Annotated in this window: 15 protein-coding genes and 1 riboswitch; of the genes, 9 read left to right on the plus strand and 6 right to left on the minus strand. The window is 66.3% G+C overall.

What is annotated here, in order from left to right; all coding sequences use genetic code 11:
• Positions 1-7: 7 nt before the first annotated feature.
• The 3 genes from cobO to NZN28_RS06110 are packed head-to-tail and all read right to left on the minus strand — an operon-like array spanning position 8 to position 2,499.
• Positions 8-568 (minus strand): cob(I)yrinic acid a,c-diamide adenosyltransferase, encoded by a 561-nt coding sequence (cobO, locus tag NZN28_RS06100; protein WP_295396137.1) that lies wholly within the window; start codon positions 566-568, stop codon positions 8-10.
• A gap of 2 nt (positions 569-570) precedes the next feature.
• Entirely contained in the window at positions 571-1,629 is a 1,059-nt protein-coding gene (locus NZN28_RS06105) for an iron ABC transporter permease (RefSeq protein WP_295396140.1), read from the minus strand.
• Between the two features lie 3 nt (positions 1,630-1,632).
• Positions 1,633-2,499 carry an ABC transporter substrate-binding protein gene (locus NZN28_RS06110; RefSeq protein WP_295396142.1) on the minus strand — a complete coding sequence of 289 codons (867 nt, stop codon included), beginning with the start codon at positions 2,497-2,499 and terminating at the stop codon, positions 1,633-1,635.
• 98 nt (positions 2,500-2,597) lie between these two features.
• A riboswitch (cobalamin riboswitch) is annotated at positions 2,598-2,745 on the minus strand.
• A gap of 260 nt (positions 2,746-3,005) precedes the next feature.
• On the opposite strand from NZN28_RS06110, the gene NZN28_RS06115 reads away from it, so the two are divergent.
• The 9 genes from NZN28_RS06115 to NZN28_RS06155 are packed head-to-tail and all read left to right on the plus strand — an operon-like array spanning position 3,006 to position 13,156.
• Positions 3,006-5,081 carry a molybdopterin oxidoreductase family protein gene (locus NZN28_RS06115; RefSeq protein ID WP_367275823.1) on the plus strand — a complete coding sequence of 692 codons (2,076 nt, stop codon included), beginning with the start codon at positions 3,006-3,008 and terminating at the stop codon, positions 5,079-5,081.
• Between the two features lie 13 nt (positions 5,082-5,094).
• Positions 5,095-5,763 (plus strand): bifunctional precorrin-2 dehydrogenase/sirohydrochlorin ferrochelatase, encoded by a 669-nt coding sequence (locus NZN28_RS06120; RefSeq protein ID WP_295396148.1) that lies wholly within the window; start codon positions 5,095-5,097, stop codon positions 5,761-5,763.
• Positions 5,760-6,536 carry a uroporphyrinogen-III C-methyltransferase gene (gene cobA, locus NZN28_RS06125; RefSeq protein ID WP_295396151.1) on the plus strand — a complete coding sequence of 259 codons (777 nt, stop codon included), beginning with the start codon at positions 5,760-5,762 and terminating at the stop codon, positions 6,534-6,536. The genes NZN28_RS06120 and cobA overlap by 4 nt, the downstream gene beginning before the upstream one ends.
• A gap of 13 nt (positions 6,537-6,549) precedes the next feature.
• Positions 6,550-9,066 carry a nitrite reductase large subunit NirB gene (gene nirB, locus NZN28_RS06130; protein WP_295396153.1) on the plus strand — a complete coding sequence of 839 codons (2,517 nt, stop codon included), beginning with the start codon at positions 6,550-6,552 and terminating at the stop codon, positions 9,064-9,066.
• The gene (gene nirD, locus NZN28_RS06135; protein WP_295396155.1) at positions 9,063-9,404 is read left to right on the plus strand and encodes a nitrite reductase small subunit NirD; all 342 of its coding nucleotides are present in this window, start codon (positions 9,063-9,065) and stop codon (positions 9,402-9,404) included. Before nirB ends, nirD begins: the two co-directional genes overlap by 4 nt.
• Entirely contained in the window at positions 9,401-10,210 is an 810-nt protein-coding gene (locus NZN28_RS06140) for a uroporphyrinogen-III synthase (protein WP_295396156.1), read from the plus strand. The genes nirD and NZN28_RS06140 overlap by 4 nt, the downstream gene beginning before the upstream one ends.
• Positions 10,211-10,217: 7 nt before the next feature.
• On the plus strand, positions 10,218-11,450 hold the full coding sequence (locus NZN28_RS06145; protein ID WP_295396160.1) for a CmpA/NrtA family ABC transporter substrate-binding protein: 1,233 nt from the start codon (positions 10,218-10,220) through the stop codon (positions 11,448-11,450).
• Positions 11,451-11,508: 58 nt separating this feature from the next.
• A complete protein-coding gene (gene ntrB / locus NZN28_RS06150) occupies positions 11,509-12,318 on the plus strand; it encodes a nitrate ABC transporter permease (protein ID WP_295396163.1) in 810 nt (269 codons plus the stop codon).
• A gap of 25 nt (positions 12,319-12,343) precedes the next feature.
• On the plus strand, positions 12,344-13,156 hold the full coding sequence (locus tag NZN28_RS06155) for an ABC transporter ATP-binding protein (RefSeq protein ID WP_295396165.1): 813 nt from the start codon (positions 12,344-12,346) through the stop codon (positions 13,154-13,156).
• Positions 13,157-13,227: 71 nt separating this feature from the next.
• Here NZN28_RS06155 and NZN28_RS06160 read toward each other — a convergent pair whose 3' ends face one another.
• The 3 genes from NZN28_RS06160 to NZN28_RS06170 all read right to left on the minus strand — a co-directional run.
• On the minus strand, positions 13,228-14,331 hold the full coding sequence (locus NZN28_RS06160) for an NAD(P)/FAD-dependent oxidoreductase (RefSeq protein ID WP_295396168.1): 1,104 nt from the start codon (positions 14,329-14,331) through the stop codon (positions 13,228-13,230).
• A 164-nt stretch (positions 14,332-14,495) separates the two neighbouring features.
• On the minus strand, positions 14,496-15,656 hold the full coding sequence (locus tag NZN28_RS06165; RefSeq protein WP_295396171.1) for a hypothetical protein: 1,161 nt from the start codon (positions 15,654-15,656) through the stop codon (positions 14,496-14,498).
• Positions 15,657-16,761: 1,105 nt separating this feature from the next.
• Positions 16,762-17,264 (minus strand): PIN domain-containing protein (locus tag NZN28_RS06170; RefSeq protein WP_295396174.1); only part of this gene is annotated, 503 nt, incomplete at its 5' end.

Raw genomic sequence — 17,264 nt, forward strand, 5'->3', positions numbered from 1 at the left:
TCACCTGCTAGTGCTCAATCCCCCGCTGGGCCGGTATGCCCGCATCGAAGGCGTGCTTGAGCTTGCGCACCTCGCTCACGGTGTCGGCTTGCTCGAGGATCTCCTGTGGCATGCCCCGCCCGGTGAGCACCACGTGCACCCCTGGGGGCTTCTGCCGCAGGGCCTCGAGCACCTCGGCCAGGGGCACCCAGCCGTAGCGCAGGGGGTAGCTGATCTCGTCCCAGACAACCAGGAAGTAGTCCGAGAAAAGCGCCGCACGGGCTTTCTGCCAGCCCTGGTAGGCCAGCGCTGCTGACTTTTCCAGATCCTTGGACTTCCAGCTAAACCCGTCGCCCAGGCCCTCAATCTCCACCCCCAGCTGCCCCAGGGCGCGGTGCTCGCCGAAGGCGGCCTGCTCGTGCTTCATGAACTGGAAGATGCGCGCCTTGTAGCCGCGCCCCACTGCCCTGAGCACCAGGCCCAAGGCCGCGGTGGTCTTGCCCTTGCCCTCCCCGGTGTAGACCAGCACCAGCCCCCGCCGGGGGCCGGAGGGCTTCTGATAGGGTTTCTCGCGCTTGGGTTCTTCCATGGCTACCCCCACTGGAGGCCCCGCCGGGCCCGCCAAAGCAAATAGAGGAAAAAGGGCCCGCCCAGCAGGGTGGTGATCACTCCCACCGGCAGCTCGGCGGGCCGCACCACCACCCGCGCAGCCCAGTCGGCCAGGGCCAGCAGCAAGGCCCCGCCCAGGGCTGAAGCGGGAAGCAAGTAGCGGTAGTCGCCCCCCACCAGCTGCCGCAGCGCATGAGGGGCTACAAAACCCACAAAGCCGATGATGCCGGCCTGCACCACCGACAAGGCGGTGAGCAGGGTGGAGAGCGCGACCAGCACCAGACGCAACACACCCAGGGGCAGGCCCAGGCTGCGGGCGGTTTCCTCGCCCAGCGAGAGCGCGTTCAGGGTTCGCGCCAGGCCCCACAAAAGCGGCAGGGCCAGCGCCAGCCCTGCTGCCAGCATCCCCACCCCCCGCCAGCCCATGAAGCTCAGGCTGCCCAGGGTGTAGCTGAAAACCTCGCGGATGCGGTCGGTGTCGAGGAGCAGGATCAGGGTGGAAAGCCCGGCCATCACGCTGCCCACCACCCCGGCCAGGATCAGGTGCTGGCTGCTGCTCACCCCCCCGGCCAGGGTCAGGGTGAGCACCACCGCCAGCAGGGCCCCCACAAAAGCCCCCAGGGCCGCAGTGGTGGGCAGGCTGGCGAAGAAGAGGCCGGCCCCGAACCCCGCGAGCACCCCGCTCAGGCTCAGGGTGAGGGTGAAGCCGAAGGAGGCCCCAGCGGCCACCCCCATCAGGTAGGGGTCGGCCAGGGGGTTGCGGAAGAGGCCCTGGTACGCAGCCCCCGAGAGGCCCAGCGCGGCCCCCACCAGCATGGCCCCCAGCACCCGGGGCAGGCGCAGCTCGGTGACGATGGGGTTTTCACGCTGGCCCAGGAGGGCCTGGAGCACCTCGCCCGGGGGTATGTGGATCGCGCCCTGGCCCACCCCCAGCACCAGCGCCAGGGCCAGCAGGGCCAGCAGCCCGGCAAAGGTGAGGGCCCGGCGGGCCAGGAGGCCGGGGTTGGGCCGTCGGGTGGCGGGCTCGAGCCGCCCCTGCATGGCCTACCTGAGCTCCGGGTGGAAGCAGCCGATGAGGAGCCTGAGGCCCTGGGCCACGCGGGGGCCGGGGCGCGAGAGCAGGTCGGTGGCCTCGCCGCTAAAGGCGCAGATGCGGTTCTGCTGCACCGCCGGGAGGGCGCTCCAGCCAGGCCGGTTGCGGATGGCTGCCACCTCGGGGTGGGTGGCCACGATCACCTGGGGCTTCTGCTGCACCACCAGCTCGGGGCTGATCTTGGGGAAGTTGCCCAGCTCGGCGGGGATGATGTTTCTGCCCCGGGCCTTCTCGATGAGGGTGCCGATGAAGGAGCCCGGCCCGGCGGTGTAGGGGGTGGGGTCAATCTCGTAGTAGACCGAGGGGCGCTCCTTGGCCTTGGCGGCGCGGCTTTCCAGGGCAAAGACCTCGGCCTGGATGCGGGCGATGAGCCGCTCGGCCTCGGCCCTCAGGCCCAGCAGCTCGCCGTAGGCCCGGGCCGTGCGGGCGATGTCGGCGAAGGTCTGGGGGCGGGTGATGTAGACCGGGATGCCGGCCCGCTCGAGGGTCTCCACGATGCGGGGCGAGTTCACAATCACCAGGTCGGGCTTGAGGGAGACGATCAGCTCGGGGTTGGGGTTGATGAGCCCCCCGGCCTTGGGCAGGCTTTTCACCCGCTCGGGCCAGTTGGAGAACTGGTCGGTGGCCACGATGCGCTTGCAGGCCTCCTCGGAGAGGCTGCAGATGGTCTCGGTGGCCGAGGGCAGCATCGTCACGATGCGCTGGGGCGGCTTTTGCAATGTGATGGTGCGCCCTTGGTCGTCGGTGAAGCTGCGGGGGAACTGGGCAAGGGACAGGCTCAGAACGAACGTCAGCAGGAAGGCAAGAACTCGTTTCATCTTTGGCTCCCTCAGCTCGAGCGTGGATTCGCTGGGCTACAGGCCCAAGAGAACGGGAACCCCGTACTCTCCCGTTTGGCGCGGGAGCCCTCCCTTGCGGCTCAGGAGGGCTTCTCGGCAGGTATTCGGGCTTGGGCTCAGGCTTCCCGAGCGCCTCACCGCTGCGCAACAGCGCCGGACTTGCACCGGACTTCCCCACATTAAGGCTGGACTACACGCCCAGCCACCGAGAGCGGCTCGAGCTGTGACCCCATATGGGGGTACCCAAAGCTAACCAGAAGCGCGGTTTTTCCGCAAGGGGCCAGGATGGGTGTTTGGCTAGTGTAATCCACCGGATGTACAGCAGTCGCATTCAAAAATAACAATATGCTGTAAAATGCCATTTTGATGCCAAATGTTATTAATAAAACGACCATATAACCCAAAATTGATTGACAGTTGGCAAATCGGCCTCTATACTTCCCGGCGTGGGAGGCAAGGCTTCCCAACTCCTGGGGCACAACCTTATGGAAACGCTCCTCAGCACCCCTACCCACTGCTGTTTCTGTGCCATGCAGTGTGCGATGCAGTTGCACGCCGACGGCACGGTCAAACCTCTGCCTCATCCCATCAACGAGGGCAAGCTTTGCGTGCTGGGCCTGACCTCGGGCGAGTTGCTGGGGCACACGGATCGCCTGAGAACCCCTCTGGTGCGCAAGGGTGGGCGGCTCGAGTCCACGAGTTGGGAAGAGGCGCTGGAGGTAGCCGTGCGGGGTTTCCAGCGCGTCGCCACCGAGCACGGCAGAAGCGCCAACGCGGTATACGGCGGGGCCAGCCTGAGCAACGAAAAAGCCTACCTGCTTGGCAAGTTCGCCCGGCTGGCCCTGGGAACGCCGCACGTGGACTACAACGGGCGCTACTGCATGTCGGCGGCGGCAGCAGCCCAGAACCGTGCGCTGGGGCTGGACCGGGGGCTCAACCGTCCCCTCGCCGACCTTCCCCAGTACGACGTGATCCTGCTGGTGGGCTCCAACGCCGCCGAGTGCCTGCCCATGCTGATGCCCCATCTCCAGCGGGCCAGGGAGGGCGGAACCCGTTTCATCGTGGTAGACCCCCGGCGCACCATCACTGCCAGCCTGGCCGCCCTGCACCTGGCCGTGCGCCCAGGCACCGACCTCGCGCTCGCCAACAGCCTGCTCTACTTGCTGGCCAAGGAGCAGCGGCTCAACCACAGCTTCATCGCCGAGCGCACCCGAGGGCTGGAGGAAGCCCTGAGCGCTGTGCAGGGGTGTACAGCGGCCTGGGCCGCGGAGGTCTGCGGGCTCATGCCTTACGAGGTCGAACAGACTGCCCTTCTCCTTGCCAGCGCCCGCAAAGCCCTTGTCCTCACTGGGCGCGGAGCCGACCAGAACTCCCGTGGTGTCGCCACCAGCCTGGCTTTCATCAACCTGGCGCTGGCGCTGGGGGCTGAGTTTGGCACCCTCACCGGCCAGGCCAACGGCCAGGGGGGACGCGAGATGGGCCAGAAAGCCGACCAGTTGCCGGGCTACCGGAATATCGAAGACCCCGCCGACCGCCAGGCCATCGCCCGGGTGTGGGGGGTTGAGCCCGAGCAGCTTCCTGGCAAGGGGTACTCGGCCTTCGAGATGCTGCAAGCCGTCGCTCGAGGGGAAATCCGGGGGCTGCTGGTGATGGGCTCGAATCCCATCCCCTCTTCCCCACACTCGGACTGGGTGCGCGAGGCCCTGGCGCACATGGAACACCTGGTGGTGATCGACTCCTTCCTCTCCGAGACCGCCCGCCACGCCAGGGTGGTGCTGCCCGGTGCGCTGTGGAGCGAGGAGGACGGCACCACGACCAACCTCGAGGGCCGGGTGGTGCTGCGCCGGGCGGTGCGCCTTCCCCCCACCGGAGCCAGGGGCGACCAGGAGATCCTCTGTGCCCTAGCCGCCGGGTTGGGGGCGAAGCAGCACTTCAGCTACGGCAGCCCCAAAGAGGTCTACAACGAGCTGCGCCGGGCCACGCAGGGGGCCAGGGCCGATTACAACGGCATTACCTGGGAGCGCCTGGAAGCCGGAGAGGAGCTGTTCTGGCCCTGCCCGTCCGAAGACCATCCCGGCACACCCCGGCCCTTCACCGAGCGCTTCGCCCACCCCGACGGGCGCGCCCGCTTCAGCCCCACCCCCTTCCGGCCCAGCGCCGAGGAGCCCACCGCTGGTTACCCGCTCTACCTCACCACCGGACGGGTGCTCTATCACTACCTGACCGGCAACCATACCCGCCGCCTGGGGCGCCTTCTCAAGAAGTACCCCGAGCCGCTGCTGGAGGTTCACCCCGAAACCGCCCAGCGTCTGGGGCTCGCCGAAGGCGATTGGGCCGAGGTCAGTAGCCGGCGCGCCAGCGCACGCTTCCGGGTCAAGCACAGCCCCAAGATTCGCCCCGACACCCTCTTCGTGCCCTTCCACTGGGACGGGCAGCAGGCCATCAACCGGCTGGTGAACCCGGCGCTCGACCCCATCTGCCGGATGCCCGAGTTCAAGGTGACCGCCGTGAGTCTAACCCCAGTCACCCAGGCCGAAACCATAGCGGTAACAGCCGATTAGGAGGTGCCCAGACATGTACTACCCCGTGATGCTGAACCTCCGAGACCGCCCCGTGCTGTTTGTGGGCGGGGGCTGGGAGACGGAGGCCAAGGTGCGGGGGCTGCTGGCGGTGGGGGCCAGGGTGACGCTGATCTCCCCCTACGAGCACCCTGGCCTCGAGCCCCTCGTCCAAGAGGGTCGGCTTTGCTGGCTGCGGCGGGGGTATCAGCGGGGCGACCTGGCGGGCTTCTCCCTGGTGATCTCGCACCCCACGGACAAATCGCTCAACGCCGAAGTGGCCCGAGAAGCCCGCGAGCGCGGCCTCTGGCTCAACGCGGTTGATGACCCCGCCCACTGCGACTTCATCCTGCCCGCGGTGCACCGCCAGGGGGATCTGACCATTGCCGTCTCCACCGGCGGGGCGGCCCCCGCCTTGGGGGTGCGCATCAAGCAGAAGCTGGCCGGGGAGTACGGCCCCGAGTACGCCGAATATCTGCGGCTGCTGCGCTCGTTCCGCTCCATTGTCGCGGCGACGTTCCCTGAGGATTTCGAGGCCCGCAAGGCCGCCTGGTACCGCATGGTGGATTCGGCTGCGCTCGAGCTGCTGCGCACCGGCGAGCTGGAGGCGGCGCGCGAGACCCTATGGCAAGCCCTGCGGGGTCACGAAATCGGTGCTCCACAGGCGAAGGAGGTGGTTTGGTGAGGGGCAAGGTCTACCTGGTAGGGGCGGGGCCCGGCGACCCCGAACTGCTCACGCTCAGGGCCATGCGGGTGTTGCAGGAGGCCGAGGTGGTGCTCTACGACCGGCTGGTTGCTCCGGCAGTGTTGGAGCTGGCCAACCCGCTGGCACAGAGGGTCTATGCGGGCAAGGAACTGGGCCAGCAAGAGTGCGTGCAGAGCGAGATCTTCCGGCAACTGCTCTTTCATGCCAGGGCCGGGCGCAAGGTGGTGCGGCTGAAGGGGGGCGACCCCATGGTCTATGGCCGCGGGGGAGAGGAGTGGGCCTTCCTGGCTGGCGAGGGGGTCGAGGTGGAGGTGGTGCCCGGCGTCAGCTCGGCCCTGGCCCTGCCCGGCCTGGCCGGCATTCCCCTGACCTTGCGCGGGGTGGCGGGCGGCTTTTCGGTGCTCTCGGGGCATGCCCAGGGGGGAAGCTTGCCCGAGCTTGCCCCTTACGCCCGCAGCGACACCCTGGTGATCCTCATGGGGGTGAAGGAGCGCGTGCGCATCGCACGGGAACTGCTGCGGCTCGGACGCTCTCCCCAGGAGCCCATCGCCTTCATCGAGAAGGGCTCCACCCCCCAGGAGCGGGTGGTGGTGGCCACGCTGGGGCAGGTGGCCGCAGGTGAGCTCGAGGTGCAATCCCCCGCGGTGTGGATCATCGGGCAGGTCGTGCGGCTGAGGGAGCGGCTCCATCCAGCAAGCGTTCTCCAGGAGGCCCAGCTCAAAACCCTGAGCATCGCCGAAACGGTGCGCTAGCGAGGTAGGGAATATGGCAAAGCGAATCGTAGTGGTGGGCAACGGCATGGTAGGGCACAAGTTCCTGGAGGCCCTGAGGGCTCGAACCCAGGATTACGACCTCACGGTGATCGCCGAGGAGCCCCGCCTGGCTTACGACCGGGTGCGTCTGAGCGAGTTCTTCAACGAACCTCGCCCCAACCTCTCGCTGGGGACGTACGAGCAGTACGCCGGGTGGGGCGTTCGCATCGTCAACGCCAGGGCCAGCGCGATTGACCGCGAGCAAAGGATCGTTCGGACTGCCCACCAGGAGATCCCCTACGACACGCTGGTGCTGGCCACGGGTTCCTACCCCTTCGTGCCGCCCATCGAGGGGCGCGACCTCGAGGGCTGCTTCACCTACCGCACCCTCGAGGATCTCACCCGCATCGAGGCCTGGGCCCAGCACAGCCGGAAGGGCGTGGTGATCGGGGGCGGCCTGCTGGGCTTGGAGGCTGCCGGGGCGCTCTTGAAGCTGGGCTTGGAGACCCACGTGGTGGAGTTCGCCCCCCGCCTGATGCCCGTGCAGCTCGACGAGCTGGGGGGCAGGCTGCTGAAGCAGAAGCTCGAGGCCATGGGGATCGGGGTGCACGTCTCCAAGTCCACCCAGCGGATTGAGGCCAGGGGCGGGCGCGTCGCGGCGCTGCACTTCACCGACGGGAGCAGCCTCGAGGCCGACCTGGTGGTCTTCTCGGCGGGGATTCGCCCCCGCGACGAGCTGGCGCGCCAAAGCGGCCTGGAGGTGGGCGAGCGTGGCGGCATCGTCATCGACGAGCACTGCCGCACCTCCGACCCCCACATCTACGCGATTGGGGAGTGCGCGCTCTACCGGGGCCGCATCTACGGGCTGGTGGCCCCCGGCTACGAGATGGCCCGCGTCCTGGCTGAGCACCTCACGGGCGGCGAGCGGGCCTTCAGCGGCGCGGACCTGTCCACCAAGCTCAAGCTGCTGGGCGTGGAGGTGGGCAGCTTCGGCGATGCCTTCGCCCAGACCCCGGGCGCACGGGAGATGCTCTACAGCGACTTCGGCAAGGGCGTCTACAAGAAGCTGGTGCTCAGCGAGGACGGCAGGCGGCTTCTGGGCGGCATCCTGGTGGGCGACACCGCCGACTACGCCAACCTGCACGGCCTGGCCACAAACGCGGTGGAGCTGGACAACCCCGAGCACCTGCTCATTCCCCCTGCCCAGGGGGGCCCGGCCAGGGCCGGCCTGCCCCTGACGGCGCGGGTGTGTTCGTGCGAGAACGTGACCAAAGGGGCCCTCTGCCAGGCGATCCGCTCGGGCTGCCGCGATATTGCCTCGCTGAAGAAGGCCACCCGTGCCGGCACCGGCTGCGGCGGCTGCGTGGCCATGATGGGCGACGTCCTCAAGGAGGAGCTGCTGCGGCTGGGCGAAAAGGTCAGCGAGCACCTCTGCGAGCACTTCCCCTACAGCCGCCGCGAACTCTTCGACATCGTGCGGGTCAGGGGCTACAAGACCTTCGACGCGCTTTTGCGGGACTATGGCCGAGGGTATGGCTGCGAGGTCTGCAAGCCGGCGGTGGCCTCGATCCTGGCTTCGCTCTACAACGAGTACGTGCTCGAGGACGCCCACGCGCCCTTGCAGGACACCAACGACCGCTTCCTGGCCAACATGCAGCGCGACGGCACCTACTCGGTGGTGCCCCGCATCCCCGGCGGGGAGATCACCCCGGAGAAGCTCATCGCCATTGGCCAGGTGGCGAAGAAGTACGGGCTTTACACCAAGATCACCGGCGGGCAGCGGATTGACCTTTTCGGCGCACGGCTGGAGCAGCTCCCGCACATCTGGGCCGACCTCATCGCCGCTGGTTTCGAGTCGGGCCACGCCTACGGCAAGGCCCTGCGCACCGTCAAGAGCTGCGTGGGCGACACCTGGTGCCGCTACGGGGTGCAGGACTCGGTGGGGCTGGCCATCCGCCTGGAGAACCGCTACAAGGGCCTCAGGGCCCCCCACAAGATCAAGATGGCGGTCTCGGGCTGCACCCGCGAGTGCGCCGAAGCCCAGGGCAAGGACGTGGGGGTGATCGCCACCGAGCGGGGCTGGAACCTCTACGTTTGCGGCAACGGCGGCATGAAGCCCCGCCACGCCGACCTGCTGGCCGCCGACCTCGACGAGGAGACCCTGGTGCGCTATATCGACCGCTTCCTCATGTTCTACATCCGCACCGCCGACCGGCTCCAGCGTACGAGCGTGTGGCTGGAGAAGCTGGAGGGCGGCCTCGAGTACCTGCGCGAGGTGATCGTGGAGGACAAGCTGGGCCTCGGGGCGGAGCTCGAGGCCCAGATGGCCCACCACATCCAGACCTACCGCTGCGAGTGGAAGGCCACGCTGGAGAACCCCGACAAGCTCAAGCACTTCCGCCACTTCGTCAATTCCGACGCCCCCGACGACAACATCGTGATGGTCGAGCAGCGCGGCCAGCACCGCCCAGCCTACGACTTCGAGCGCAACACCCTGCCGCTGCCGCTGGCCATGGGGGTGGAGCCGTGAGCTGGGTGCGGGTTTGCCGACTGGAGGACATCCTGCCGGGCAGCGGGGTCTGCGCGTTGGTCGAGGGAAAGCAGGTGGCCGTCTTCCGTGTGGGCGAACGGCTGTTCGCCCTCGCCAACTTCGACCCCTTCACCCGCGCCAACGTGCTCAGCCGGGGCCTGGTGGGCAGCAAGGGGGAGCGCCTGTACGTGGCCTCGCCACTCTTGAAGCACCGCTTCGACCTCGAGAGCGGCGAATGTCTCGACGACCCCAGCATTCGCCTGCCGGTATACGCGGTGAAGCTGGAGGCGGGGGAGGTCTGGGTGGGCGTTCCTGTCGGGGAAAAGGTGGGTACGTGAAGCTCCTCGGGATGCGCATTGCTCTGTGCGGCCCCCGACGGGCCGAGGATCTGGCCCTGATCCTGCAAAAGCAGGGGGCGGTTCCCCTCTTTCGTCCCACCGTGCAGACCGTGCGGGTCGAGCCCCACGTGCTCGAGGCCCAGCTCCGCAAGTTCGCCCAGCAGGGCGCGGACTGGGCGATCTTCACCACCGGGGTGGGGTTGGAGGAGCTGCTCAAGCAGGCCGAAGCCCTGGGGCTGTGGGAAGGGGTGTATGCCCAGCTAAAGCGCTGCAAGATCGCCCTGCGCGGCTACAAGGCCGAGCGGGCCCTCAAACGGCATGGCCTCGAGGCCCTTGTGGAGGACGAAGACGGCACCGTGGAGGGGCTGATCGAAGCCCTTCAGGCTCATTCCTTCGCGGGCCAGCGGGTCTTCCTCCAGCTCTACGGCCAACCCGCGCCCCGGCTCGTGCGCTTCCTCCGCGAGCAGGGGGCAGAGCTCGAGGAACTCCTGCCCTACCGTCACGTCTGCGCCCCCGAAGCCGATCTCACACGGCTGCTGGAGGAAATCCTCTCCCGGCAGCTCGACGCGGTGGTCTTCACCAGCGTGCCCCAGGTGGAGTACCTGCTCGAGCACGCCCGCAAGCGGGAAAGGTTGGAAGTTCTCAAGGAGGCCTTCGAAGAAGTCTGGGCCCTGGCCATCGGGCGGGTGACCGCCAAGCCTCTGCAAGACGCAGGAATGCGGGTGTGGCACCCCCAGACCGAGCGCATCGGGGCCCTGGTGACGGAGTTCGCCGCCCTGCAGAACCAAGCAGCGGCGTGGAGCTAGGAGAACTATGAAAAAGATCGATCGCAGAGAAGTACTCAAGAAAGGTCTTGCACTGGGTATGGCCACCACCGGGCTTATGCGCGGGCGGGCCCAGCCCAAAAAGCTCAGGGTCGGCTTCATCGCCCTCACCGACTGCGCCCCTGCGGTGATGGCGCAGGAGCTGGGGCTGTTCAAGCAGTACGGCCTGGAGGTCGAAGTTGTCAAGGAGGCGAGCTGGGCTACCACCCGCGACCACCTGCTCAGCGGCGAGATCACCGCTGCCCACTGCCTCTTCGGCCTGCCTTTTTCGGTCTATACCGGTATTGGCGGGCCAGCGGGGCGGGTTTTACCCATCGCCATGGTCTTCAACAACAACGGTCAGGCCATCACCCTCTCCAGCCAGGACTTCGGCGGCAAGGTGGGCTTCAAGGACCTCGAGGGCGCCGGGAAGGCCATTCTGGCCAAGAAGAAGGAGGGCAAACCCCTCACCTTCGCCATGACCTTCCCCGGCGGCACCCACGACCTGTGGCTGCGCTACTGGCTGGGAGCCTGCGGCGTGAACCCGGCGAGCGACGTGCGGGTCATCGTCATCCCCCCGCCTCAGATGGTCGCCAACATGAGCGTGGGCAACATGGACGGTTACTGCGTGGGCGAGCCCTGGAACGGCGTGGCGGTCAAGCAGGGCATCGGCTTCACCACCGTCGCCACCCAGGACATCTGGAAGCACCACCCCGAAAAGGCCCTGGTTTTCAACAACGAGTTCTTCCGGGCCAACCCCGAGGAGTCAAAAGCCCTCACCAAAGCCATCCTCGAGGCCTGCAGGTGGCTGGACAACGTGGCCAACCGCCGCACCGCCGCCCGGGTGATCGGGCAGCGGCAGTACGTCAACGCCGATCCCGACGTGATCGACGCCCGCCTGCAAGGGGTCTACGAACTCGGCGGCGGCCTGGGCCGGCGCAACTACACCGACGACTACATGCTCTTTCACCGCGGCGGCCAGACCAACTTCCCCCGCAAGTCCCATGCCATATGGTTTTTAGCCCAGTACCGCCGCTGGGGCATGCTCAAGGAAAAACCTGACTACGAGAAGGTCGCCGAGACCATCCTGGCCCAGGATTTCTACGCTTCCGTAGCCAAGGAGCTCAAGATCCCCCTCCCCAAGGACGACATGCAGCCCCTGAGCGGCTTCATCGACGGGATCACCTTTGACCCCAAAGACCCCGAGGGCTCAATCAAGAGGTACAAGGTGCGGGAGCTGTGAAAACCGCGAAACTTCTCGACAAGCTCGCTGTGGAGCCAGGAAGGAAGGAGGTTTGTTCGTGGAGCGTATTGTTAGGAAACCCGCCTCTCGGGGGCTTGCCGTCCCCAAGCCCCTGCTCACGGGGCTCAACGCCCTGACGGGCTTTTTCGTCTTGCTGCTGGCGTGGCATGTTCTCTCTCACACCGTGGCTCCCAAAGTACCTGAACCCTCCAAGACCCTTGGCATCTTCTGGCAGATGTTCATCAACCCCTTCTACGACAACGGGCCCAACGACAAGGGCATCGGCTTGCAGTTGTGGCTCTCGCTCGAGCGCGTCTTCGTGGGCTTTGGCTTGGGGGCTTTGATCGCCGTGCCGCTTGGCATCTTGATCGGAGCCTCGGAGGGGTTGCGGGCGATGCTCAACCCGGTGATCCAGATGCTGCGCCCGGTGTCACCGCTGGCCTGGTTCCCGGTGGGCCTGGCCGCCTTTCAAGCCTCGGAGCAAGCGGCCATCTTCGTCATCGCCATCTGCTCGCTGTGGCCCACCCTGATTAACACCGCGCTGGGCGTGGGCTCGATCCCGCAGGACTACCGCAACGTGGCCAGGGTCTACGCCTTCTCGCCCTGGACCTACCTCACCTGCGTGGTGCTGCCCCACAGCCTGCTCTACGTCCTCACCGGCTTCCGGCTGGGCATGGGCATCGCCTGGATGGTGATCGTGGCTGCTGAGATGCTCGCCGGTGGCACCGGCGTGGGCTTCTTCGTGTGGGACAGCTACAACTCAGGCCAGCTCGAGTACGTCATGGCGAGCATCCTCTTCATCGGGCTGGTGGGCTGGGCGCTGGACAGCGCGCTGGGGTGGTTGGTCAGGCGCTTCAGTCACGGCTAAGGCCTTACACTCGGCAGGAGCACTTATGGCATTCTTGCAGATCTCGAGCGTCCACAAGCGTTTTGGCAGTTATGCCGCGCTGGAAAACGTCAACCTGAGTGTTCAGCAAGGCGAGGTGATCGCCCTCATCGGCCATTCGGGCTGTGGAAAGTCCACCCTGCTGTCCATGATCGCCGGGCTTAGCCAGCCCACCCAGGGGGAAATCCTGCTCGAGGGCCGACCCCTGAAAGGCCCCGGCCCCGAACGGGGGGTGGTGTTTCAGAACTACTCGCTCTTGCCCTGGCTTTCGGTCTACCAAAACGTCAAGGTGGCGGTGGCCTCGGTGCACCGGGAGCGAACCGACGACGAGAAGGCCCGCATCACCGAGAAGTTTCTCCAGATCGTGGGGCTGTGGGCGCACCGACACAAAAAGCCGGGTGAGATCTCCGGCGGCATGAAGCAGCGTACCGCGCTGGCCCGCGCGCTTGCGACCAACCCCAAGCTCCTGCTGCTTGACGAGCCCTTCGGCGCGCTCGACGCCCTGACCCGCGCCAACTTGCAGGACGAGTTGTTGCGGGTGTGGGACTCGACGCTCGAGGACAGCTTCCTTAGGGCCATCTGGGGCGGCGAGCGAAAGACCATCCTCCTGGTCACGCACGACATCGAGGAGGCCATCTACCTCTGTGACCGCATCGCCGTGATGAGCAACGGCCCCGCCGCCAGCATCGGCAAGGTGGTGGAGGTGCCGCTGCCACGCCCCCGCGACCGGCGGCAGATGCTCGAGAGCCGCGCCTACGTGGAGATCAAGGAGGAACTGCTGCACCTGCTGACCGTGGTCTACGCCAAAAAAGCCGCCTGATGCGCGGCCACTGTTCTGTTCAGAACCCGGCTTTCCCCTCCTCGAATGGCGCATCATATGGGAAGAGCGCTCTAGCAGACACATCCCGAGGTGCAGCAGCGAGCCAGATTCTCGGCCCACATGCCCTGTTCCCGATAAGGCTCCAGGGGACTTGAGTCCACCCCCAGCCGCTTGGCGATGGCGCTGGCCACAACCGGGAAGCGGCTGCGGAACTTGTAGACGAAACAGAAAGCCGTGGATCGGTGGTTGACCTTTGGCCCCACCAGGAAAAGCCCAGGGGCCAGCGTGGACTCGTCGGATTCCTCGCGCAGGATGGGACTGGCCCCATTCCACTCAAACAGGTGCTGCACCGGCTCGAAGCCACCCCCAAACCCGGTGGCCAGTATGGGGATGGTGGGGGCGAGGAGGTGCCCCCGCGGTAGGACAAGCCGGTAATGGCCGTTCTGGGCCCGAAGCTGCCGAACCCTGGCCCTTCGCAGCTCGAGCCGCCCGGTCGCCTGCGCCTGCCAGAGACGTTCGCGCGTGTAAGGAGAGACATCCTGGCTGGGTTCCCCGGTCTGCTTTTCCCAGGGGGCTGCCGGGTCGAGCACCACCACCCGCTTGCCCAGCCGGGTCAGATGATAAGCGGCGTCCAGGCCCGACTCGTAACCACCTATGACCACAAACTCCTCTCCTTCCAGCGCAGTCCAGCGTCGAATCTGCCCGTAGTGGAGGCCCAGCTCGGATCCAGGAAAAAGGGCCTGGGGGAACTGGAACTCCCCGGTCGCCCAGACTACGAAGCGGGCCTCGAGCAGGCCACGGCGGGTCTCCACCCGGAAACCTTCGGGTCGGGCTTCCACGTGGGTGACCTCCGTCCCGTTCTCCACCCGGAGTTTGTAGTGCTCCACCAGTGCCTCGAGGTAGCGGGCGTAGTCTAGACCGCTGGGGTGCTCTTTGCCCAGGGTGAAGGCTGGGGAGGTCTCGGGGTTGAGCGCGTTGAGGTCGGGGAGGCCAAAGGCATTGGCGGTAAAGCTCGGGGTAATGAAGCGGGTCTCCCTGGGCCAGTGGCGGAAGGAGGCCCCGATGCCGTAGCGCTCTACGATTAGAAACTTCAGCCCCAGCCGGTGCAGGGCCAGGGCCACGCCGACCCCGGCGGCCCCGGCCCCAACGATTAGGATGTCCACCTTCTCACTCAAAAACCACCTCCAGGGCTCGGGATGGGAAGGAGGCGGGGGCAACACCCGCTCGGATCCTGCAGGCCAAAGTTTCCCACTGCACCTCTTTAGACCCCTTTAGAGCGGCTGCACCCGGTTGTCATGTTCATCCAGGCTGGAAGATGAGCGCTTGCAGGTGAGGGGTTTTAGTGGCGTGCTCCCGCTACCCAGAGCCAGGCCAGGCTGGCCGGGGTGCCTCCTACCTGAAAGCGCCGCTTGACCTGTAGAGGCTTCAGGGCCACCTCGAGCACCTCGCCGCTATTAGAGAGGCTCACGAAGGCCAGCCCCTCTCCCAACGCCAACCCGGGCCGCACTGCACCCTCGCCGCCGGGGGCGATGGCTTCAGAGACTTTCAGGCTGGCCAGCACCTTGCCCGTGGGGGCCTCGAGGGTGTGTAGATGGCCGTCGCTGGTCAGCACCAGCAGCAGCCCCTCGCGGTCAAAGTCGAAGCGCACCGGGCTGGCGGGCAGCGGAATGGGTCGGATGGCGGTATCCACCCGGGCCAGTCCCTGGCCAAAGTTGCCGATGAAAAAGGGATGCTTCGGGTAAGCGACCAGGGTGCCTACCCGCACGCGCTCCGGGGTACCGGGGGGGTTGGCCAGCTTTCGGGCGGTAAAGCCCCTGCCCTGCTGTTCCAGCAAGAGCACCCCGTCAGCGCATCCATAGGCCACGCTGCCACCCCGCACCGCCTGGCCGTGGAGCCTGGGGCAGCCGGCGAACTCGGTGACCTTGCGCCCACCATGGGTGTAGAGCTCCACCACGCCCCGGTTCAGGCTCCCGGCCAGCACCACCCCAGGCAGGGCCACCGGGGCTCCGTGGTCGGGTGAACCGGTGGCAATCTGCTTGAAGTCGGGCGACAGGCCCAGCCTGCGGGCGTCAAACAGCGCAATGCTGCCGTTCCCATCGTTGTAGATGGCCACCAGGTCGCCAAAGCCCTTGAGGTGGGTGGGCTTGGGGCCGGTGTGGACGGTGGCCCAGATGTAGGGGTTTTTCACCACCAGGTCTTGGTGATCCCCATGTTCCTCCAGCCCCAGGCCGCCGTAAACGATGCTGACCTGGTTTTGCTCGCGGTGAACGGCAAAGGCGTACTGGCCGCCCGGGGCGGTGTAGACGCTGGCCGGGCCCGGCACGGTGAACCGCCCCACCAACTCGCCCTTTTCCAGGTCGAGCACCTGCAAGAGTCCAGTTCGTCCATCGGCCACCACCAGGCGGCCCGGATGGCTTCCCTCACCACCTGAGGCCGTGGGGGCCAAGACCGCCAGTGCTGCAACCATTGCCGTCCATGGAAACATTCGCAGAACCTCCATACAGATATTGATAACGCATTATCAATAAAGAGACAAGACCCTGCGCCGAGAATGAAGCCGGTCGGGCGAGCAATCCGAAGTCCCCAGTGTCCCCAAGCCCCCGGATGAGGGTGCCGGTCACCGGAGGGTGGGCCGTAGCAGCCCGGATGATATCCATAGAGCCTGCTAGGAAGCCGAACCCAAGCCATCAAGGACTTTCGGTAAATACAGAACCGAGAAGACCAGCCCGAGAAACCCCTAAGGGTTTCAGCTGAACGCCCGTAGTTACGGGTCTGTCGGCCAAAACGAGGCATCCATGCTCTGTTGCAAAGTTCCCTTGATGTGGCAGGCCAACCAACGGTAGGCGTTGCAAACCAGCGCCTTGACCCGGCACGCGCCAATCCGCAGGCGGGGTTTGCGCCAACGAACCTCCTCACCGAGCTTGCGTTTGAGGACAGATATCACCGTTTCGCTCTCCCAGAGTTGCCCGAGAAGAGCGTCGAGCCTTGCCTGAGAGACCCACACGGCCCGCGCCATGAGCACGGCTGCCGTCAGAGCCCCTCTTCGCCGAAGCGGCGAACTCAGGTCAGGGAACCCTACCCCTCGTCCATCAAACCCCTTCACTTAGCTCCGAAGGGGTTGACCCGCCTGGTCTGAAAGCGGGCGCTGGCCTGTGTGGGGCGAAACCTGGTACTACCTCCTCCACCACCCCTAAGCGCTGTAACCACCGGTTAATCCCATCCTGGTGACTTGTACCGAAGCGCTGATCCATCCGGCTGAAGGGGCTGGGGAGGGTGGGTTGTGGCTGGGCCGCCTATCTCGCTCTTCACAGACGTGGCCGCCCACGAAAACGAGAATGCGTCTGGGCCGAGACGCATGTTTTCGAGTTTCCAGGCAGCCACTGTTCTGTTCAGAACCAGGCTCTCTCCAACTCGAATGGCGCATAATATGGGAAGAGCGATCTAACCTGGCCTGCAGGGTATCTTGGGGAGCGTTTACGACTAATTTAGGTTCATTGCACAAGCCCTGCAGCAGAGCATGCACACAACCCGATATCCGTTTGCGCTTCCCAGGGTGTTCTCTCCAGCACCGTGCTGGCAAAGGCCCAGCGTGAAGGCAGCGCGACTCAGGGCTCGAGCAGTTCCACCTGAGGAAACACTGCCCTGTACACAGTGGCGTCGAAGGTCAGCACGGCCAGATGGTGGTGCTCGGCATGGGCTGCAATAAGGAAGTCGGCCAGGATGCGGCGCGGCAGTTGCCCCGCCCTTCGCAGGCGGGCGTAGCGGCCCAGGGCTTCCCCGGCCCGCTCCCAAAGGGCCTCGGGCATCTCCCAGGCCACCCGTATGCCCGTGGATCTCAGAAAGGGTTTGATCTGGCCTTCCCAGAATTCCGAGGCCCGTAGCTCGGCATACACCGGGGGGCTGATCAGCAGCAAGCCTCGCCCGGCGGCCTGCAGGATGGCCCGCTGAGCCCTGGCCTGCTGCATGTCGCTGTTGTCGAGCGCGGACAGAACGACGTTGGTATCCAGGCTGATCATGGCTCGGGCCAGTCGTCCCAGCCGCGCTGGGATCGGACGTGCCGAGCTGCGTCGCCCCCGGTTTCGCTGCTCAGGTCGGCGCTGTAGGCCCT

Source organism: Meiothermus sp., assembly GCF_025056915.1.
Lineage (GTDB): Bacteria > Deinococcota > Deinococci > Deinococcales > Thermaceae > Meiothermus.